This window comes from Caldimonas sp. (assembly GCF_046291045.1).
In the GTDB taxonomy this organism is placed as follows: domain Bacteria; phylum Pseudomonadota; class Gammaproteobacteria; order Burkholderiales; family Burkholderiaceae_C; genus Caldimonas.
The window spans coordinates 1-18,365 of record NZ_JBKBSL010000045.1 but is presented as its reverse complement, the minus strand read 5'-3'; the positions used below and the strand labels follow the sequence as shown (position 1 = coordinate 18,365).

Genomic DNA, 18,365 nt, shown 5'->3' with positions numbered 1-18,365 from the left:
AGTCTGTTCTCTGTGACGCTGCATCAAGACCGAACACATCGCTTGGGGGGAGTTCCTGCAGAAGGTGCTCTGCAAACGAAGCAAATGCCCAATCGCTTGATTTACCGGGAAGTCCCTGTAGAAGTGTTAGAGGCGGTCTGCTCATAACCAATTATCGTCTGGGTCAGAGCGCCACCAGGCCCAGAGGGTAGGAAAGGTCGCAAAGAGAAATCCATAGACGACAAGGTGGCTAAAGTTAATGAGAGCATTAAGAAGCAAGATGATAGATAACAGGGCACAAACACGCCCAGTAGAAGGGCGAGAACTGAATTCAGAAAACCATTTGCTGAAATAAATCAGACTCAGCCCGAGTGAGGTGACCGCAGCGAAGACCAGCGGAAAAATGGGCTCTTCATCAAACATGGGGGTCATATAAATTTCCCACAGCCTTTCCAGCCTTTCGTCTCCTTCCGAGAAAAAGGGGAGCCCCAACAATATTGCCAACCCTGCATATATAACAAAAGCCAGGGACTGTGGCCCGTTTCCGTATGAGTACCTCATGCCTCTAACGCCTGAATTAAGCCGCGCCGCGAAGCGGCGTCGGCTTGAATGAATTGTTAGGCCCTGCTGCCGCAAGATGCCGCTCCCGCAGAAAAAGGAAAAGCGGCAATGCCAATGAAGGGCCGACCACGAGACAAGACAACGGCAGCCACAGCCGGCGCATTGCAAGCTTGCGGCCCTCCGCAAGCACGAGTACAGCGACCACGATGCCAGAAATGAGGACATCCGCCCAAGCGAATGCGGCGATGTGGCTTGAGGTGGCCTGCTGCAACAGGAGCGGTACGTTGAGGCCATGCGCAGAAAGCCACGGAACAAACTGCGAGAGAGGCAAGGCCGCGCCAGCGATGCAGAGAAGGATATAGATGATTTGCACGTTGTCTCCTGCGGGGCCTAACGTGTTATAGGGAGCAAAACTGCTGCATAACACCGACGGCTGTCTCCCTAACACCGGCGGCTCGATCGGGCGCAAAGCCGCGCCCAGCCTGGGCTGGCAGGCACCGACTGGATGTCCGCACAGTACCAAATTTCATGCAAATTGGCGCAGCGTTCGCAAGGCACACTTTGCCTGAGGCCGCCACCCAGCGAATTCCCCCTTTTGGGGGAATTCAGTCGCCCAGCCCGCCACTGGGCCTTGAGGCCCGCCCTCCTCGCGGGCACAGTACCGCGCCATCCCTTACCCTTCCCGCACGCGCCAGCCCCCCCCCGGAGCCCCGCCATGTACCTCCCCCCTCACTTCGTCGAAACCCGCCCCGAGCAGTTGCACCGCATCATCAACGACCACCCGCTGGGCATGATGGTCACGCACACGGCGGCGGGGTTGGAGGCGCAGCACATTCCTTTCCTGCTGGATGCGGCGCAAGGCGCGCAGGGGGTGTTGCTGGCGCATGTGGCGCGGGCCAACACGGTGTGGCAGGAGGTGGCCAGCGGCGATGCGGTGTTGGTGGTGTTCCGCGGGGTGGAGGGCTACGTCTCGCCCAACTGGTACCCCAGCAAGCAAGAGACGCACCGCGCCGTGCCCACCTGGAACTACGAGGTGGTGCATGCCCACGGCACGGTGCACGTGCACGACGACGAGAAGTTTCTGCGCGGCCTGGTGGCGCGGCTCACGCGGGTGCACGAGGCCGCGCAGCCGGTGCCGTGGAAGATGGGCGATGCGCCGCCCGACTACCTGAGCGACATGCTGGGCAAGATCGTGGGGCTGGAGGTACGCATCACGCGCCTGGAGGGCAAGCGCAAGCTGAGCCAGAACCACGAGGCCCGCAACCGCGCCGGCGTCATCCAGGGGCTGGAGGCACAAGGCCACCCGGGGCTGGCGCGGGCGGTAAGGGACGCCAGCCAAGGACGGTGATCCCCGGCTTCAGCGCCACTGCGCGTGCTCCAGCGCCACCCTCTCGCCTTCGACCCCGATCGCGCGCGTGTCAGCCCAGCGATCGAAACCTGGCTGCCCGAGCGGCCTGTTCGCAGGTGCGGCCAAGGGCGGTCAGACCCACGCCCGGGTCGTCGATGCCCCTTGAAGATCCCCCACCCACCCCTATAATTCCTCACTGTTAGCACTCATCAAACATGAGTGCTAATGATCCCGGGGCTGGCCTGCTGGGCCGGATGTCCCGCCGATCATCCCTATCAAGTTGGCGCTCACTTGCTCCAACAAGCCATCAGAAGTTGGTTCTCACTCTTTAGGAGATGTCATGAAACTTCGTCCTCTGCACGATCGTGTGATCGTCAAGCGCCTGGAAAACGAAACCAAGACCGCCTCGGGCATCGTCATCCCTGACAACGCCGCCGAGAAGCCCGATCAGGGCGAGGTCCTGGCCGTGGGTCCGGGCAAGCGCAACGACAAGGGCGACTTCGTGGCCCCCAACGTCAAGGTCGGCGACCGTGTGCTGTTCGGCAAGTACAGCGGCCAGACCGTCAAGGTCGATGGCGAGGAACTCCTGGTCATGCGCGAAGAGGATCTCTTCGCCGTGGTGGAGAAGTAATCCCGCCACCCTAGCCTGAACAGACCCCAGCAACGAATTCGGAGAATTTCATATGGCAGCTAAAGACGTCGTTTTCGGCGGTGAAGCCCGCGCCCGCATGGTCGAAGGCGTGAACATCCTGGCCAATGCGGTCAAGGTGACCCTGGGCCCGAAGGGCCGCAACGTGGTGCTCGAGCGCTCTTTCGGCGCCCCCACCGTGACCAAGGACGGTGTGTCCGTGGCCAAGGAGATCGAGCTGAAGGACAAGCTCCAGAACATGGGCGCCCAGATGGTCAAGGAAGTGGCTTCCAAGACCAGCGACAACGCCGGTGACGGTACCACCACCGCCACCGTGCTGGCCCAGGCCATCGTGCGCGAGGGCATGAAGTACGTGGCCGCCGGCATGAACCCGATGGACCTCAAGCGCGGCATCGACAAGGCCGTCGCCGCCCTGGTCGAGCAGCTCAAGAAGGCCTCCAAGGCCACCACCACCAGCAAGGAGATCGCCCAAGTCGGCGCCATCTCCGCCAACTCCGACGAGTCCATCGGCAAGATCATCGCCGATGCGATGGACAAGGTGGGCAAGGAAGGCGTGATCACCGTCGAAGACGGCAAGAGCCTGGACAACGAGCTCGATGTCGTGGAAGGCATGCAGTTCGACCGCGGCTACCTGTCGCCCTACTTCATCAATAACCCCGACAAGCAAGCGGCGATCCTCGAGAACCCGTACGTGCTGCTGCACGACAAGAAGATCAGCAACATCCGCGACCTGCTGCCCACGCTGGAGCAGGTGGCCAAGGCCGGCCGTCCGCTGCTGATCATCGCCGAGGAAGTGGAAGGTGAAGCCCTGGCCACGCTGGTGGTCAACACCATCCGCGGTATCCTGAAGGTGTGCGCCGTCAAGGCCCCGGGCTTCGGCGACCGCCGCAAGGCCATGCTGGAGGACATCGCCATCCTGACGGGCGGTAAGGTGATCTCCGAGGAAGTGGGCCTGTCGCTCGAGAAGGTGACGCTGGCCGACCTGGGCCAGGCCAAGCGCGTGGAAGTGGCCAAGGAAAACACCACGATCATCGATGGCGCCGGCGCGGCCGCCGACATCGAAGCCCGCGTGAAGCAGATCCGCGTGCAGATCGAGGAAGCCACCTCCGACTACGACCGCGAGAAGCTGCAAGAGCGCGTGGCCAAGCTGGCTGGCGGCGTGGCCGTGATCAAAGTCGGTGCCGCCACGGAAGTGGAGATGAAGGAGAAGAAGGCCCGCGTGGAAGACGCCCTGCACGCCACCCGTGCGGCGGTGGAAGAGGGCATCGTCGCCGGTGGTGGCGTGGCCCTGCTGCGTGCCAAGCAGGCGGCCGGCCAGATCAAGGGTGACAACCCCGACCAGGAAGCCGGCATCAAGATCGTGCTGCGCGCCGTCGAGGAGCCCCTGCGCCAAATCGTGGCCAACGCCGGCGATGAGCCCAGCGTGGTGATCGCCAAGGTTCTGGAAGGCAAGGGCAACTTCGGCTACAACGCTGCCAACGGCACCTATGGCGACATGATCGAGATGGGCATCCTGGATCCGACCAAGGTGACCCGCACGGCCCTGCAGAACGCCGCCTCGGTCGCTGGTCTGATGCTGACCACCGAAGCCATGGTGGCCGAAGCGCCGAAGGACGAGACCCCGGCCGCCGGCGCTGGCATGGGTGGCATGGGCGGCATGGGCATGGACATGTAAGTCCCTTCCGGGCAGCCTGCCTCGAAAAAGGGCCGCGCAAGCGGCCCTTTTTTACATTCTGCGATCAAGCCATGCCCCTGCGGCGGGCTCGCCGGGATTGCGCCGGCCCGCGCCGGACCCAACAATACGGGGCATCACGCCCCTTCCTTCATGAGCCACCCCCCCGCCCTATCGACTTCCCTTGATTCCATCGTCCAGGGCGTGCCCCTGCTGGCGCGCGATGTGGTCGAACGCACACTGGAGGCGTTGCGCTCCCCCAGTGCCCAGCTGGCGCTGGCCCAGGACCGCCGGCAGTTCTTTGCGCTGATGGAGGTGCTGCAGGCCCGCAAGGTGGACTGGACGCATTCGCTTCAGGAGCTCATCGCCCAGGGGGTGCGAGAGGCGATGGCCGACGCACCCGCCGCTCGACCGGCCTCGCGCAAGCCACTGGCCCTGAGCCTGGACGACCTCAGTCTGGTAGACGAAAGCCAGGCCGCCGAGGACATCGAGATCTCGCGGATCATCGCCCAGATCGACCAACAAGCCGAATGGGAGCTGAGGGAGGTGCAGGCCTTCATGGCCGCGGTGCGCGGCTGGCAGGAGATCCGACGTGAGGCCAACCCGCTGCGCCCGGAGGTCTTTGCCCGGGCGCTCAGCCGCTCGACCCATGAACTGCGGGTATCGGCCGAGACCCGCTTGCTGTTGCTACGCATGGCCGGGGCCCAACTGGCCGAGGCGCTCAAGGCCGAGTACGAGCAGATCTGCCGCCGGCTGGAAGCCCTGGGGGTGCAGCCCTTGGCCTTCCGGGCCGTGCCCTCGGCCGCACCGGCGGTGCCGGCGGGGAGCGCGGGCTTCGAGCTCACCGATTCGGGCACGCTTGGACGACTGCTCGAGCGGGTGAGCCGCAGCCACCCCACGCCCTTGGACGGCGCCGCCGAGGCCGAGACGCTGGTCAACCGCTTGTTCGACCAGATCCTGGCCGACCCGAAGCTCATCGATGCGGTGCGTAGCCTGCTGGGGCGGCTGCGGCCGGCGGTGCTCGGGCTGGCGCAACGCGACCCGGCCCTGGTGCGCCAGTCCGATCACCCGGCCTGGCAGCTGCTGAACCGCCTGTCGGCCCACTGCGCGGGCTATGACGACCCGCAGGACGAGCGCCTGCGCGACTTCATGCAGTTCGCCCGCAGCGTGATCGACCGCATCGTCGCGCTGCCCGCGCCCCAGGCGCAGCACTTCTTGAAGGCCCTGGACGACATCAATCAGTTCATCGACGAGCGCAGCCGCGAGGCGCTGGAGCGCTCGCGCGCGGCGCTGGAGAAGCTGCAGCGTATCGAGCGGGCCGACCAGCTGCGCGGCGTGCTGCGCCAGCAGGTGCGCCAGATGCAGCGGGCGGTGCTCAGCCAGTCGCTGCGAGACTTCCTCTTCGGCCCCTGGGTGGACGCGATGGTCGAGGCCATGGCCCGCCATGGCGAACACTCCGCGCAAGCCCAGGAGCTGATGCACACGGTGGACGAGCTGCTGTGGAGTATGCAGCCGCTGACGGCCCCGGCCGACCGGGCCCGGCTGCGCGCCTTGCGGCCCGAGCTGCTGGCCAGCCTGAACCGCGGCCTGGATCTGATCGCCTGCCCCCCCGCCCAGCGCGACGCGATCCTGGCCGAGTTGTCGGCCCACCATGGCGCCGTGCTGCGTGGGCAGGCGCCGCCGGCTGCACCCCCGGCCGAGGCGCTCACGCCTGAGCAGATCGTGCAGCAGATGCGCGACGAGCCCGACCCGCTGCCACCCGGGCCGGACGAGCCGGTGGACCGCAGCGTGTTACCCACCGTGCCGGTGGGCCTGATGGACCAGACCGAGACCGAAGCCGGCCGATTGGCCCGCCAGGCCTGGCTGGCCCGGCTCACACCGGGCTCGTGGTATCACATGTTCGTGCAGGGCCAATGGGTCACGGCCCAGTTGATGTGGAGCAGCGACAACGGCCAGTTCTTCATGTTCGCCAGCCAGCATGCGGGCCACTCGCATTCCCTGACGCGTCGGGCCGTGGAGCGGCTGCTGTCCGAGGGGCTGATCACCCTGCTCGAGGAGCGCTCGCTGATGCAGCGGGCGGTGGACAGCCTGATCCAGGACTTGGACGATCCGATCCGCTGACGTTCAGGCCGGCACGAAGCCGGCGATCGCCTCGGCCACGAGGCCGGGCTGCTCGTGCACGATCCAGTGCGTGGCACCGGGCACGCGCAGCAGTTCCAGGCGCGGCACCCAGTGCTCCAGCCCGTCCAGCAGCGAAGGCGGCAGGGCCACGTCGCCCTCGCCCCAGATCACCAGCGTGGGCCGTTCCACACGCACCTGGGCGTCGTCGAAGCGCAGGCCGTGGATGGCGTCCTCGGCGGTCTGCGCCGGGCGCAGGGGGGAGGCGCGGTAGTAGTTCAGCGGCCCGGTCAGCCCGTGGCGCCAGGCGGCGCGGTACTGGTCCTTCACCGCCTCGGTGAGCCAGCCGTGGCCGTCGGCGCCGGCGCCCATGCTCGTGAAGAAGGGCCACAGGCGCGCGAAGTCGTTGTCGGCCAGCAGAGCCTGCGCATCGGGGCGGCACAGGAAGTTCATGTAGGCACTGGCCTGGCGCTGGGCCGGGTTGTGCTGCAGTTCGCGCAGGAAGGTGCCCGGATGCGGCGAATTGACGATCACCAGGCGCTCGATCAGCGCGGGCTGCTGCACCGCCAGGTTCCAGGCCACGGCCCCGCCCCAGTCGTGGGCCACCAGGGCAGCGACCGGGGCGCCCAGGTGCTCGATCAAGGCGGCGATGTCGCGCACCAGGTGCTTGGCCCGGTAGGCCTCGACCTCGGCCGGCGAGGACGAGCCCGGGTAGCCGCGCAGGTTCGGTGCCACGCAGCGGAAGCGCCCGGCCAGCATCGCCCCGACCTCGTCCCAGATGAAGGCCGCCTCGGGAAAGCCGTGCAGGAACACCAGCACCGGCGCCTCACGTGGCCCTTGGGCCCGGCAGGCCAGGCGGATGCCGTGCGGCAGATCGACGTCGAAGGTCTCCAGGCTCATGCGCAACGCTCCCAAGGCACGATACCCTGGAGTATCGGCGGGCCACGGCAGTGGCGGCGTCGCGTTGGCGACCCGCGCGGCTCGGGGTTTACGCCAGGGCGCCGCCGTGCACCCAGCCGTGCAGCGTGGTGGCCACATCGTCCAGGCCGGTGCGGCGCAAGCCCGAGAACAGCGCCAGGCCCACATCGGCTTCGTCGGTGACGTAGCCGGCCAGGGCTTCCTGCGCGGCCTGCTGAGCCTCGGCGGCTTCCTTGCGGTTGAGCTTGTCGGCCTTGGTCAGCACCACCAGCAGCTTCACGCTGCCGTTGCCCACGCGCGGGGCCACGAACTGCAGGAGCTGGTGGTCGAGCTCGGTGAGGCCCTGGCGCGGGTCCACCAGCAACACCACGCCGGCCAGGTTGCGGCGCAACGCGAGGTAGTCGGCCATCACCGCCTGCCAGCGCAGCTTGGCGCTGCGCTCCACGGCCGCGTAACCGTAGCCGGGCAAGTCGGCCAGCAGGGCGTCGGCGGCGTCGCGAGGGCCCAGCTCGAAGAGGTTGATGTGCTGAGTGCGCCCCGGGGTCTTGGAGGCGAACGCGAGCTGGCGCTGCTGCGCCAGAGTGTTGATCGCAGTGGACTTGCCAGCATTGGAGCGGCCCACGAAGGCGATTTCCGGCCGTTCGCTGACCGGCAGCTGGTGCAGTTCGCTGGCCGTGGTCAGGAAGCGGGCGGTGTGCAACCAGGCCAACGCGGCACGGGCGGCCGGGTCGGTCTGGGCGGAGGGCGCACGGGCGCTGGGGGGGGTGGCTTGGCTGGGCATGGAATGGGCATTGTAAAATCCGCGGGTTTTGCCTTCGGCCTACAACTGCCTCCCACGACATGAAATCGATCGTCTCCCTGCTGTTTGCCGCTTCTGCCTGGGCCGCCCCGATGGCGGCGCTTGGCCAGGCCCCCGCCAAGCCCGACCTGGCCAAGGGCCAGGCGATCGCGAACCAGGTGTGCGTGGCCTGCCACACGGTGGACGGCAGCCGGGGCACGCCGGCCAACCCGATCATCGCGGGCCAGCACCCGGAGTACCTGGTCAAGCAACTGCAGGAATTCAAGTCTGGCAAGCGCCAGAACGCGGTGATGGCTGGCTTTGCCGCCACGCTGAGCGACGAAGACATGCGCAACGTGGCCGCGTTCTATGCCGGACGCCAAGCCCGTCCGGGAGCCGCCACCAACAAAGACACCATCCGCCTGGGCGAGCGCATCTATCGCGGCGGCATCGCCGAGAAGTCGGTGCCTGCCTGCGCGGCCTGCCACGGCCCGGCCGGCTCGGGTATTCCGTCGCAGTACCCGCGCCTGGGCGGCCAGCATGCCGACTACACCGAGGCTCAGATGACCGCTTTCCGCAGCGGCGCCCGGGCCAACAGCGCCCAGATGATGGCCATCGCCGCCCGCATGAGCGACGTGGAAATCAAGGCCGTGTCAGACTACATCGCCGGTCTGCGCTGACACCGCGACCCGCGCCCCGAGACCAACACAGCAAGAAGGCGGGCCCCCGGGAGGGATGCCCGCCTTTTTCGCTTCCACGCCCCGACGAATCGCCTCATGTCCGCCACCTCCGGCCTGCAGCTCGCCCGTGGATCACGCGCCTGGCGCGAGGCCATCGAGATGCTCTCGTCGATGCGATTCGCCATCGCATTGCTGACGGTCATCTGCATCGCCTCGGTGATCGGCACGGTGGTGCAGCAACACCAGCCGCTCACGAACTACGTCAATCAGTTCGGCCCTTTCTGGGCCGAGCTCTTCGGCCGGCTGGGGCTGTATGCGGTCTACAGCGCCTGGTGGTTCCTGCTCATCCTGGCCTTCTTGGTGGTGTCGACCTCGCTGTGCATCGCGCGCAATGCCCCCAAGATCGCCCATGAGCTCAAGGCCTACAAGGAACAGGTGCGCGAACAGGCGCTGCTGGCCTTCCACCACAAGGCCCAGGGCGTGGTAGCCGAGCCGCGCGAGGCGGTGTTCGAGCGGGTGACGGCCCTGCTGCAGCGCAACGGCTGGAAGGCCCGCGCGCAGGTGCGCCGTGACGGGCAGGCCGTGCGCGGCGTGATGGTGGCCGCCAAGAAGGGCGCGGCCAACAAGCTCGGCTACCTGGCGGCGCATTCGGCGATCGTGCTGGTGTGCATCGGCGGCCTGCTCGACGGCGACCTGATGGTGCGCGCGCAGATGTGGCTGGGCGGCAAGAGCGCCTACGCCGGCGGCGGCCTCGTCAGCGAAGTGCCGCCCCAGCATTGGCTAAGCACCGACACCGCCGCCTTCCGCGGCAACCTGATGGTGCCCGAGGGCTCGCGCTCGGGCGTGGTCTTGCTCAACCAGCCCGACGGCGTGCTGCTGCAGCCCCTGCCCTTCGACCTGGAGCTCAAGCGCTTCATCGTGGAGTATTACGACACCGGCATGCCCAAGCTCTTCGCCAGCGAGGTGGTGGTGCACGACCGCCAGACTGGCCAGACCCGCCAGGCGCGCATCGAGGTCAACAAGCCACTCTATCACGCCGGCATGGCGATCTATCAATCCAGCTTCGACGATGGGGGCTCGCGCCTGACGCTGCGGGCCCATCCGATGGGCGGGCCGGGCCGGCGTTTCGAGGTGACCGGCACCGTGGGCAGCAGCACCGAGCTGCGCACCCCCGACGGCCAGCCCTTGACGCTGGAGTTCACCGGGCTGCGGGTGATCAATGTCGAGAACCTCGGCCAACCCGCTGCCGGCGCCACCGACGTGCGCAAGGTCGACCTGGTGGCCAGCCTGCAGCAGCACCTGGGCTCGGGCGCACCGGGCAGCGACAAGGGCCTGCGCAATGTCGGGCCCTCGGTGACCTACAAGCTGCGCGACGCCTCGGGCCAGGCCCGCGAATTCCACAACTACATGCTGCCGGTGGAGCTCGACGGCCAGCGTGTCTTCCTGGCCGGCGTGCGCGACACCCCGGCCGAGAGCTTCCGCTACCTGCGCATCCCGGCCGACGAGGCCGACAGCCTGGAGGGGTGGATGCGCCTGCGCGATGCCCTGCACGACCCGGCAATGCGCGAGCGCGCCGTGCAGCGCTACGTCCGCGCAGTGGTGGATCCCGCCCGCCCCGACCTGGCCGAGCGGCTTCGCGTGTCGGCCCTGCGCGGCCTGGCGCTGTTCGCCGGCGCGGAGCCGGTGCGCCCTGGCGAGGCGCCGGTGGGGGGTCTGCAGGCGATCTCGGAGTTCATGGAGGCCAACGTCCCCGAAACCGACCGAGCCCGCACCTCCGAGGTGCTGATCCGCATCCTCAACGGCGTGCTCTTCGAATTGCTGCAAGACAGCCGCGCCCAGGCCGGCCTGGCCCCGCTACCGCAGGACGAGACCACCCGTGCCTTCATGACCCAGGCGGTGCTGTCGCTGTCGGACGCGGCCTACTACCCGGCCCCGCTGATGCTGGAGCTGAAGGACTTCGAGCAGGTGCAGGCCAGCGTCTTCCAGGTCGCCCGTGCTCCGGGCAAGTACCTGGTCTACCTGGGCTGTCTGCTGCTCATCGTCGGCGTGTTCGCGATGCTCTACGTCAGGGAACGCCGGCTGTGGATCTGGCTCGAAGATGCACCCGGTGCGCCCGGCCACACCCGCGTGACCACGGCCCTGTCGTCCACCCGCCACACCCTGGACACCGACCGAGAATTCGACCACCTCAAGCAGGCCCTGCTGCAAGCTGCCGCCCCGGAGGCCCGATGAACACCACCACGCTTTCCCTCGACGCGCCAGGCTATTTCGCGCGGCGCACCTGGTTCGACTGGCTCTTTGCCGTGCTGATCGTGGCCGGCGCCGGCTATGCCTTCCAGCGCTACCACGCCTCGATGGACGTTTACGAAAAGGCCATCCTCGTAGGCGCCACGCCCGCCGCGGTGTGGCTGGGCTGGTTCTGGCGTCCGCTGCGGGTGCTGGCGCTGGCGGTGGGGGCAGCCTCGCTGCTGGCCATCGCCCTGTACGCGCGGGTGTCCGACGGCTTCGGGGCCGACCTGTCCCAGGCCGACCGGGTCTTCCTGCTCAAGTACTTCCTGTCCAGCCAGAGCGCCATCCTGTGGATGAGCCTGCTCTTTTTCATGAGCACGGTGTTCTATTGGATCGGCTTGTTCGCCAGGACTGGCGCCGGCACGGCCGAGCGCCTGGGCTCGCGCCTGGCCTGGGCGGCCGTGGCCATGGGCCTGATCGGCTCGATGGTGCGCTGGTTCGAGAGCCACCAGATCGCCCCGGACATCGGCCACATCCCGGTGAGCAACCTCTACGAAGTCTTCGTGCTGTTCTGCTGGCTCACCACGCTGTACTGGCTGTATTACGAGGACCAGTACCGCCAGCGCGACAACGTGCGCAGCCTGGGAGCCTTTGCGATGCTCATCGTCAGCGCCGCGGTGGGCTTTTTGCTGTGGTACACCGTCGAGCGCGGCGCCCACGAGATCCAGCCCCTGGTGCCCGCCTTGCAGAGCTGGTGGATGAAGCTGCATGTGCCGGCCAACTTCATCGGCTACGGCACTTTCGCGCTGGCTGCGATGGTGGCCTTCGCGTATCTCATCAAGCAGCACGCCGGCGAAACGCGCTGGTACAAGCTAGTCCCGCTGTGGCTGCTGGGGGTGGTGCTGTGCTTCGAGCCGCTGGTGTTTCGGCAAACGCCCGACGGCGGCATCAGCAGCTACTGGGCGGTGTACTTCGGCGTCTCGGCCCTGATCGTGAGTGGCATCCTCTCGCTACGCCGACGCATCGCCGCCCGGCTGCCCAGCTACGAGGTGCTCGACGACGTGATGTACAAGTCCATCGCCGTGGGCTTTGCCTTCTTCACGATCGCCACCATCCTGGGCGCGCTGTGGGCCGCCGAGGCCTGGGGGGGCTACTGGAGCTGGGATCCGAAGGAAACCTGGGCCCTGATCGTGTGGCTGAACTACGCCGCCTGGCTGCACATGCGTTTGATGAAGGGCCTGCGTGGCACGGTGTCGGCTTGGTGGGCGCTCGTGGGCCTGGCCGTCACGACCTTCGCCTTCCTGGGTGTGAACATGTTCCTGTCGGGCCTGCACTCCTACGGCGAACTCTGAGCGCCAGCGGCGACGGGGGCGTATAGTGGGCCATCTGTCCACCCGCGCGGCTGCCAGACCATGCCCTTCGTCGCACGCAATGTTCACGGTGTGGTCGTGAGCCTGCACCGAGAGCCCACGCCCGAGACCCAGGAGTTCCTGCCCGATGACCACGCCGAGGTCCAGAGCTTCCTCGGCCACAGTGCCAGCAGCACCCAGCGCCAGGAGGCCTTCCAGGCCCTGGATGCCGATTTCGTGCGGGTGCTCGAGGACGTGATCGACCTGCTGATTGCGCGCAACGTCATCCGCGTCACCGACCTGCCCCTCGACGCTCAGCGCAAGCTCTTCTCGCGCAAGCGCTTCCGCGACAACCAGGCCCGCAACGCCCTCACCCTCTTCGACCCGGTGGCGCTGGAAGGAGTCACCCACACGGACCCGCTGCAGGGCGACAACCCCACCACCTCGGGGCTGGACGTGATCGACACCGGCTTCCACGACGACCTGGGGCGCTGAGCCCAAGCCCCCACGCCGGCAGGGAACCCGACCGGATGTCACCCTTTCCAACGGTGAAGTCCCTGGAAGGCCCGCCATGCGCCCCCTGAAACACGCCCACACCTACGATCACCCCTTCCCCTCTGAGATCACCCCGCGCGAGGTCTATGCCGCCCGGCGCGACTGGCTGCGCTGGATGGCCTCAGGCGCCGCCGGCGCGGCACTGGCCGCCTGGGCGGGCCGGCAAGCCCTGGCCCAGACGCGCGGCCCGGGCCGCCTGGCCGCACTGCCCGGCACCCCCAGCAAGGTGGCCGCAGCGATGACGATGGAAAAGCTCACCTCCTACGAGGACATCACCACCTACAACAACTTCTACGAGTTCGGCACCGACAAGGCCGATCCGGCCCGCCGCGCCGGCAGCCTCAAGACCCGGCCCTGGACGGTGGTGGTCGAAGGCGAAGTGCGCAAGCCCGGCACCTACGACATCGAGACCCTGCTCAAGCTCGCCCCGATGGAAGAGCGCATCTACCGCCTGCGCTGCGTCGAGGGTTGGTCGATGGTGATCCCCTGGGTGGGCTATTCGCTCAACGAACTGATCCGCCGCGTCGAGCCCACCGGCAACGCGAAGTACGTCGAGTTCCACACCTTGGCCGACAAGGCCCAGATGCCGGGGCTCCACTCGCGCGTGCTGCTGTGGCCCTATGTCGAAGGGCTGCGCCTGGACGAGGCGATGCACCCCCTCACGCTGCTGGCCTTCGGCCTGTACGGAGAAGTGCTGCCCAACCAGAACGGCGCGCCGCTGCGCCTGGTGGCGCCCTGGAAATACGGCTTCAAGAGCGGCAAGTCGATCGTGAAGATCCGCTTCACCGAAAAGCAGCCCAACACCGCCTGGAGCGTGGCGGCCCCGCACGAGTACGGCTTTTATTCCAACGTGAATCCGACCGTGGACCACCCGCGCTGGAGCCAGGCCACCGAACGGCGCATCGGCGAGGACGGCCTGTTCACCCGCAAGCGCCCCACGCTGATGTTCAACGGCTACGAGGCTCAGGTGGGCCAGCTCTATGCCGGCATGGACCTCAAGAAGTTCTACTGACCGCGTGAACGCCTCGCGCGCCCTGCTCCACCCGGCGGCCAAGCCGCTGCTCTTTGTGCTGTGCCTGCTGCCCTTCGCCCACCTGCTGTGGGGCGCGGTGGCCGGCACCCTGGGGGCCAACCCGGCCGAGGCCCTGATCCGCAGCACCGGCGACTGGACGCTGCGCCTGCTCAGCCTCACGCTGGCCGTCACGCCGCTGCGGCAGGCCACCGGCTGGCACGGCCTGGCGCGCTTTCGGCGCATGCTGGGCCTGTTCACCTTCTTCTACGGCGTGCTGCACCTGCTGTGCTACGCCTGGTTCGACATGGGCTTGTACCTGGACGATATCGCCCGCGACATCGCCAAGCGGCCCTTCATCCTGGTGGGCTTCACGGCGCTGGTGCTGATGCTGCCGCTGGCCGCCACCTCGTTCAACCGCGCCATCAAGGCCTTGGGCGCTGCGCGCTGGCAGGCCCTGCACCGCGCCGTGTACGCCGTGGCCGGCCTGGCCTTGCTGCACTTTTTCTGGATGCGCTCGGGCAAGAACGACTACGCCGAGGTAGCCGTGTATGCGCTCATCATCGCCGCCCTGCTGGGGGCACGGGTGTGGCGCGCCTGGCGGCGCCGCGCCGGAGCCGCACAGCCGGCTTGATCCAGCGCCAAGGGGCGGGCACGCGGCTTGCCTACACTGGCGGCTTTGCTGCTGCACAGGCCCGCATGTCCGCCCCTGACCCCATCGAACGCCATTCCCTCTTTGACGACGCCCAGGCCCTGGTCACGGGCACGCTCTTTATCTCGCTGGGCGTGGTGATGTTCAACCACACGGGGCTGCTCACCGGCGGCACGGCGGGTCTCGCCTTCTTGCTGCACTACGCCAGCGGCATCAGCTTCGGCAAGATCTTCTTCGTCCTCAACCTGCCCTTCTACGGGATTGCGCTGCGCAAGCTGGGAAGGGCCTTCACGCTCAAGACCTTCATCGCAGTGGCGCTGCTGTCGCTGTTCGCCGAGTTCCACCCGCTGGTGCTGGGCTTCACCGGCCTGCACCCGGCCTATGCCGCAGTGATGGGCGGGCTGCTGATGGGCGCCGGCTTCCTGATGCTCTTTCGCCACCGCGCCAGCCTGGGCGGCGTGGGCATCCTCGCGCTGTACCTGCAGGAATCGCGCGGCTGGCGCGCCGGCAAGGTGCAGATGGCCATCGACTGCTGCATCGTGGCCGTGGCCTTCTTCACTGTGGAGCCGATGCGGGTGGTCTGGTCGCTGCTGGGCGCCGTGGCGCTCAACCTCATCCTGGCCGTGAACCACAAGCCCGGGAGATATGTCGCTCAGTGAGGCTCAGGCCCAGGCCTTCCATTCCTGGACGGCGAACTCCACCGTCTCCTGCGCATGCCCGAGCCAGATGTGCCCGTCCTGGACGGTGCACTGCAGGCGCAGGGTGCGCTCCACCAGGGCCGCTAGGGCCTCGACGTGCTCGGCCTGCAGGTGCAGCACGCGCAGCTTGGGCAGGCGTTCGAGCAGGTGGCGGTTCTGGGCCCACCATACATTTGCCACGCGCCCGAAGGTGAGCACCACCACCTGCTGCGCGCGGTGACAAGCCTTGCGGATGAGCTTTTCGTCGGGTTGGCCCACGTCCACCCATAACAACACCTCGCCGGTGAAGTCGCGCCGCCACAGGTCGGGCTCGTCGTTGGTGCTCAGCCCGTTGCCGAAACTCAGGTCTTCAGCGGCGAACAGCGCAAAGGCCAGCACGCGGGCCATCATGCGTTCGTCGGTTTCGGAGGGGTGGCGGGCGATCGTCAGGGCATGGTCGGCGTAGTAGCCGCGGTCCATGTCGGCGATCTGCAGGTCGATCTTGAAGATGGTGGATTTGAGAGCCATGCCCGCGAGTCTGGCATATCAACGACCGGGCTCGCCCTGGCGCCCCAGCCGGGTTAGGATGGGAGACGCTCAACCTCCTGACGAAAGGCCCTCCTTGCCCACCCCCAACTACGCCTACGAGAAGCGCCAGCGCGAGCTGGCCAAAAAGCGCAAGAAGGAAGAGAAGCTCAAGCGCAAGGCCGAGCAGCGGCCCGACGAGCCCGCCTCGGACGCCGGCCCCTCCACGCCGCCGCAGGGCGAGGCGCCCGCTCCGGCCCAGGACTGAGCGCCTTCTATTCCTGGCCGCTTTGCTGCAAGGCCCACATGCGGGCATAAGCCCCGCCCTGGGCCAGCAGTTGCGCGTGCGTGCCGCGTTCGACGATGCGACCGGCCTCCATCACGAGGATCTCATGCGCATCGACCACGGTGGACAGCCGGTGCGCGATCACCAGGGCCGTCTTGTTGCGCGCGGCCGATTGCAGCTCGGCCTGGATGGCGCGCTCGTTGGCCGAGTCCAGCGCCGAGGTGGCCTCGTCGAAGATCAGAATGGGCGGGTTCTTCAGCAAGGTGCGAGCGATCGCCACACGCTGCTTCTCACCGCCAGAGAGTTTGAGCCCGCGCTCGCCCACCACGGTGTCGTAGCCCCTGGGTGTGGAGCTGATGAAGTCGTGGATGTGGGCCGCCTGGGCGGCGGCCACCACCTCCTCGTGCGAGGCCCCGGGGCGACCGTAAGCGATGTTGTATTCGATCGTGTCGTTGAAGAGCACCGTGTCCTGCGGCACGATACCGATGGCGCGGCGCAGGCTGGTCTGCGTGACCTGCCGGATGTCCTGGCCGTCGATGGTGATGCGCCCCGCATCGACGTCGTAAAAGCGGAACAACAGGCGCGCCAGCGTCGATTTTCCCGCCCCCGAGGGCCCCACCACGGCCACCTTCTTGCCCGCCGGGATCTCGAAGCTCACGCCGCGCAGGATGGGCCGCGCGGCCTCGTAGCCAAAATCGACGTTCTCGAAGCGCACCGCGCCCTCGTGTACCTGCAGCTCGGGCGCACCAGGGGCATCGGCCACCTCGCGCTCGCGATCCATCAGCCGGAACATCTTGTCCAGGTCGGTGAGGGACTGCTTGATCTCGCGGTAGAGCACCCCCAGGAAGCCCAACGGGATATAGAGCTGGATCATGAAGGCATTGACCATCACCAGGTCGCCCAGCGTCATGGTGCCAGCCACCACGCCCTCGGTGGCCCGCCACAGCATGGCGATCAGCGCCACCGAGATCACGAGTTGCTGTCCGGTGTTGAGCAGCGACAGCGTGGACTGCGACTTCAGCGCCGCGCGGCGCAGCCGCTCCAGGCTCTCGTCGTAACGCCGGGCCTCGTAGTCTTCGTTGTTGAAGTACTTGACCGTCTCATAGTTCAGCAGCGAGTCGATGGCTCGAGTGTGGGCTTTCGAGTCCATCTCGTTCATGAGGCGGCGGAACTTGGTGCGCCACTCCGTCACCACCACGGTGTAGGCCACGTAGACCACCAGCGCGGCCAGCGTGATCCAGGCAAAGACCGCGTCGAACTTCATCGCCAGCAGCGTGAGCACCATCGCCACCTCGATGAGGGTAGGGAAGATGCTGTAGAGCGAATAGGAGATGAGCGAATGCACGCCGCGCGTGCCGCGCTCGATGTCGCGCGTCATGCCGCCGGTCTGGCGTTCGAGATGGAAGCGCAGGCTCAAGGCGTGCAGATGGCGGAAGACCTGCAGCGAGATGCTGCGCGCCGCCCCCTCGGTGGCCTTGGCGAAGATGAGCTCGCGCAGCTCGGTAAAGAGCGACGTGCACAGCCGCAGGCCGCCGTATGCCAGCAGCAGGCCCGCCGGCACCACCAGTACCGCGCGGGGGTCGGCAGGCGAGATCGACAGGCTGTCCACCAGCTCCTTGAGCAGCAGCGGCACGCCCACGTTAGCCGCCTTGGCGCCCACCAGGAAGGTCAGCGCAAACACCACGCGCCAACGGTAGCGCCACAGGTAGGGCAGCAATCGCCGCAACGTGGCCCAGTCGGACCGCGGCTGGCCGGCGGTGTTGTCGGGGGCGGCCTCCTCGGGCAGGCTCATCGCAACGCGACGCATCGTGGACAATCCCATCTTCGAGTGATTCTCTTCAAGTGGAGCCGATGTCAGACACTTCCAGCCCAGCCCCGCCCGTCAGTGTGCCCGACGACATGGAACTCGTCCTGCGGGTGATGCCCATGCCTGCCGATGCCAACGCCAACGGCGACATCTTTGGCGGCTGGATCATGGCCCAGGTCGATTTGGCGGGCTCGGTGCAATCAGCCCGCGTCGCACGAGGCCGCATCGCCACCGTGGCCGTCAATCAATTCGTGTTCAAGCAGCCGGTGTCGGTGGGCGACATCCTGTCGTTCTACTCGCGCGTCGAGCGCGTGGGGCGCACCTCGGTGACCGTGCATGTGGAGGTGTTCGCCGAGCGCAACCCCGCCAATCCGTATGTGGTGAAGGTGACCGAGGCCAACCTCACCTACGTGGCCATCGACGAGCAGGGCCGCTCACGCGAGATCCCCCGTTAAACACAACGCCCGCGCAAGGCGGGCGTTGCGGCACAGGGCGGGCAGGCTCAGTCGAACTTCGTGAAGTCGGGCTTGCGCTTGTCGAAGAAGGCCTGGAAGGCCTCACGGGCTTCGGGGC

Annotated in this window: 19 protein-coding genes; 13 read left to right on the top strand and 6 right to left on the bottom strand. The window is 67.2% G+C overall.

From position 1 onward, the window contains the following. Nucleotides 1-141: 141 nt before the first annotated feature. Nucleotides 142-540, bottom strand: coding sequence for a hypothetical protein (locus tag ACK4ZD_RS13620; RefSeq protein ID WP_409663147.1), 399 nt, complete (start codon nt 538-540; stop codon nt 142-144). Between the two features lie 16 nt (nt 541-556). Next, entirely contained in the window at nt 557-913 is a 357-nt protein-coding gene (locus ACK4ZD_RS13615) for a DUF2834 domain-containing protein (protein ID WP_409663144.1), read from the bottom strand. 342 nt (nt 914-1,255) lie between these two features. On the opposite strand from ACK4ZD_RS13615, the gene ACK4ZD_RS13610 reads away from it, so the two are divergent. The 4 genes from ACK4ZD_RS13610 to ACK4ZD_RS13595 all read left to right on the top strand — a co-directional run bounded on the left by ACK4ZD_RS13610 (nt 1,256) and on the right by ACK4ZD_RS13595 (nt 6,330). Next, nucleotides 1,256-1,888, top strand: a complete 633-nt coding sequence (locus ACK4ZD_RS13610; protein WP_409663142.1) for an FMN-binding negative transcriptional regulator — start codon at nt 1,256-1,258, stop codon at nt 1,886-1,888. 340 nt (nt 1,889-2,228) lie between these two features. Next, nucleotides 2,229-2,519, top strand: coding sequence for a co-chaperone GroES (gene groES, locus ACK4ZD_RS13605; RefSeq protein ID WP_409663140.1), 291 nt, complete (start codon nt 2,229-2,231; stop codon nt 2,517-2,519). A 52-nt stretch (nt 2,520-2,571) separates the two neighbouring features. After that, complete coding sequence (gene groL / locus ACK4ZD_RS13600; RefSeq protein ID WP_409663138.1) at nt 2,572-4,212, top strand: chaperonin GroEL; 1,641 nt, start codon at nt 2,572-2,574, stop codon at nt 4,210-4,212. Nucleotides 4,213-4,362: 150 nt separating this feature from the next. Beyond that, nucleotides 4,363-6,330: a DUF1631 family protein gene (locus tag ACK4ZD_RS13595; protein ID WP_409663135.1), complete on the top strand. Its 1,968-nt coding sequence runs from the start codon at nt 4,363-4,365 to the stop codon at nt 6,328-6,330. A 3-nt stretch (nt 6,331-6,333) separates the two neighbouring features. Here the strand turns inward: ACK4ZD_RS13595 and ACK4ZD_RS13590 are convergent, their stop codons facing one another. Together ACK4ZD_RS13590 and yihA are read right to left on the bottom strand one after the other, a co-directional pair. Then, on the bottom strand, nt 6,334-7,227 hold the full coding sequence (locus ACK4ZD_RS13590) for an alpha/beta fold hydrolase (RefSeq protein ID WP_409663132.1): 894 nt from the start codon (nt 7,225-7,227) through the stop codon (nt 6,334-6,336). Nucleotides 7,228-7,315: 88 nt separating this feature from the next. Continuing rightward, nucleotides 7,316-8,026 (bottom strand): ribosome biogenesis GTP-binding protein YihA/YsxC, encoded by a 711-nt coding sequence (yihA, locus tag ACK4ZD_RS13585; RefSeq protein ID WP_409663129.1) that lies wholly within the window; start codon nt 8,024-8,026, stop codon nt 7,316-7,318. 59 nt (nt 8,027-8,085) lie between these two features. Here yihA and ACK4ZD_RS13580 point away from each other — a divergent pair, with 59 nt between their 5' ends. From ACK4ZD_RS13580 to ACK4ZD_RS13550, 7 genes are all read left to right on the top strand, one after another. Continuing rightward, on the top strand, nt 8,086-8,703 hold the full coding sequence (locus ACK4ZD_RS13580) for a c-type cytochrome (protein ID WP_409663126.1): 618 nt from the start codon (nt 8,086-8,088) through the stop codon (nt 8,701-8,703). A 96-nt stretch (nt 8,704-8,799) separates the two neighbouring features. Then, the gene (locus ACK4ZD_RS13575) at nt 8,800-10,935 is read left to right on the top strand and encodes a cytochrome c biogenesis protein ResB (RefSeq protein ID WP_409663125.1); all 2,136 of its coding nucleotides are present in this window, start codon (nt 8,800-8,802) and stop codon (nt 10,933-10,935) included. Continuing rightward, on the top strand, nt 10,932-12,284 hold the full coding sequence (ccsB, locus tag ACK4ZD_RS13570; RefSeq protein ID WP_409663122.1) for a c-type cytochrome biogenesis protein CcsB: 1,353 nt from the start codon (nt 10,932-10,934) through the stop codon (nt 12,282-12,284). The genes ACK4ZD_RS13575 and ccsB overlap by 4 nt, the downstream gene beginning before the upstream one ends. Before the next feature lie 60 nt (nt 12,285-12,344). Continuing rightward, complete coding sequence (locus ACK4ZD_RS13565; protein WP_409663119.1) at nt 12,345-12,776, top strand: hypothetical protein; 432 nt, start codon at nt 12,345-12,347, stop codon at nt 12,774-12,776. Between the two features lie 76 nt (nt 12,777-12,852). Then, nucleotides 12,853-13,848 (top strand): protein-methionine-sulfoxide reductase catalytic subunit MsrP, encoded by a 996-nt coding sequence (msrP, locus tag ACK4ZD_RS13560; protein ID WP_409663116.1) that lies wholly within the window; start codon nt 12,853-12,855, stop codon nt 13,846-13,848. Then, nucleotides 13,817-14,479 (top strand): sulfite oxidase heme-binding subunit YedZ, encoded by a 663-nt coding sequence (locus tag ACK4ZD_RS13555; RefSeq protein WP_409663113.1) that lies wholly within the window; start codon nt 13,817-13,819, stop codon nt 14,477-14,479. Before msrP ends, ACK4ZD_RS13555 begins: the two co-directional genes overlap by 32 nt. A 65-nt stretch (nt 14,480-14,544) precedes the next feature. Then, nucleotides 14,545-15,156 (top strand): YitT family protein, encoded by a 612-nt coding sequence (locus ACK4ZD_RS13550; RefSeq protein WP_409663110.1) that lies wholly within the window; start codon nt 14,545-14,547, stop codon nt 15,154-15,156. A gap of 3 nt (nt 15,157-15,159) precedes the next feature. Here the strand turns inward: ACK4ZD_RS13550 and ACK4ZD_RS13545 are convergent, their stop codons facing one another. Continuing rightward, nucleotides 15,160-15,702: a YaeQ family protein gene (locus ACK4ZD_RS13545; protein WP_409663107.1), complete on the bottom strand. Its 543-nt coding sequence runs from the start codon at nt 15,700-15,702 to the stop codon at nt 15,160-15,162. A gap of 94 nt (nt 15,703-15,796) precedes the next feature. On the opposite strand from ACK4ZD_RS13545, the gene ACK4ZD_RS13540 reads away from it, so the two are divergent. Continuing rightward, nucleotides 15,797-15,967: a hypothetical protein gene (locus ACK4ZD_RS13540; protein WP_409663104.1), complete on the top strand. Its 171-nt coding sequence runs from the start codon at nt 15,797-15,799 to the stop codon at nt 15,965-15,967. Between the two features lie 7 nt (nt 15,968-15,974). Here the strand turns inward: ACK4ZD_RS13540 and ACK4ZD_RS13535 are convergent, their stop codons facing one another. Next, nucleotides 15,975-17,777, bottom strand: coding sequence for an ABCB family ABC transporter ATP-binding protein/permease (locus ACK4ZD_RS13535; RefSeq protein ID WP_409663150.1), 1,803 nt, complete (start codon nt 17,775-17,777; stop codon nt 15,975-15,977). A gap of 59 nt (nt 17,778-17,836) precedes the next feature. Between ACK4ZD_RS13535 and ACK4ZD_RS13530 the strand changes: the two genes are divergently transcribed. Beyond that, nucleotides 17,837-18,247, top strand: a complete 411-nt coding sequence (locus tag ACK4ZD_RS13530) for an acyl-CoA thioesterase (RefSeq protein WP_409663102.1) — start codon at nt 17,837-17,839, stop codon at nt 18,245-18,247. Nucleotides 18,248-18,365 lie beyond the last annotated feature (118 nt).

What these genes read in the sequence shown, in the direction of transcription:
- ACK4ZD_RS13620 (WP_409663147.1), bottom strand. Translation starts at nt 540, where the DNA reads ATGAGGTACTCATACGGAAACGGGCCACAGTCCCTGGCTTTTGTTATA.
- ACK4ZD_RS13610 (WP_409663142.1), top strand. Translation starts at nt 1,256, where the DNA reads ATGTACCTCCCCCCTCACTTCGTCGAAACCCGCCCCGAGCAGTTGCAC.
- groES (WP_409663140.1), top strand. Translation starts at nt 2,229, where the DNA reads ATGAAACTTCGTCCTCTGCACGATCGTGTGATCGTCAAGCGCCTGGAA.
- groL (WP_409663138.1), top strand. Translation starts at nt 2,572, where the DNA reads ATGGCAGCTAAAGACGTCGTTTTCGGCGGTGAAGCCCGCGCCCGCATG.
- ACK4ZD_RS13595 (WP_409663135.1), top strand. Translation starts at nt 4,363, where the DNA reads ATGAGCCACCCCCCCGCCCTATCGACTTCCCTTGATTCCATCGTCCAG.
- ACK4ZD_RS13590 (WP_409663132.1), bottom strand. Translation starts at nt 7,227, where the DNA reads ATGAGCCTGGAGACCTTCGACGTCGATCTGCCGCACGGCATCCGCCTG.
- yihA (WP_409663129.1), bottom strand. Translation starts at nt 8,026, where the DNA reads ATGCCCAGCCAAGCCACCCCCCCCAGCGCCCGTGCGCCCTCCGCCCAG.
- ACK4ZD_RS13580 (WP_409663126.1), top strand. Translation starts at nt 8,086, where the DNA reads ATGAAATCGATCGTCTCCCTGCTGTTTGCCGCTTCTGCCTGGGCCGCC.
- ACK4ZD_RS13575 (WP_409663125.1), top strand. Translation starts at nt 8,800, where the DNA reads ATGTCCGCCACCTCCGGCCTGCAGCTCGCCCGTGGATCACGCGCCTGG.
- ccsB (WP_409663122.1), top strand. Translation starts at nt 10,932, where the DNA reads ATGAACACCACCACGCTTTCCCTCGACGCGCCAGGCTATTTCGCGCGG.
- ACK4ZD_RS13565 (WP_409663119.1), top strand. Translation starts at nt 12,345, where the DNA reads ATGCCCTTCGTCGCACGCAATGTTCACGGTGTGGTCGTGAGCCTGCAC.
- msrP (WP_409663116.1), top strand. Translation starts at nt 12,853, where the DNA reads ATGCGCCCCCTGAAACACGCCCACACCTACGATCACCCCTTCCCCTCT.
- ACK4ZD_RS13555 (WP_409663113.1), top strand. Translation starts at nt 13,817, where the DNA reads ATGCCGGCATGGACCTCAAGAAGTTCTACTGACCGCGTGAACGCCTCG.
- ACK4ZD_RS13550 (WP_409663110.1), top strand. Translation starts at nt 14,545, where the DNA reads ATGTCCGCCCCTGACCCCATCGAACGCCATTCCCTCTTTGACGACGCC.
- ACK4ZD_RS13545 (WP_409663107.1), bottom strand. Translation starts at nt 15,702, where the DNA reads ATGGCTCTCAAATCCACCATCTTCAAGATCGACCTGCAGATCGCCGAC.
- ACK4ZD_RS13535 (WP_409663150.1), bottom strand. Translation starts at nt 17,777, where the DNA reads ATGAGCCTGCCCGAGGAGGCCGCCCCCGACAACACCGCCGGCCAGCCG.
- ACK4ZD_RS13530 (WP_409663102.1), top strand. Translation starts at nt 17,837, where the DNA reads ATGTCAGACACTTCCAGCCCAGCCCCGCCCGTCAGTGTGCCCGACGAC.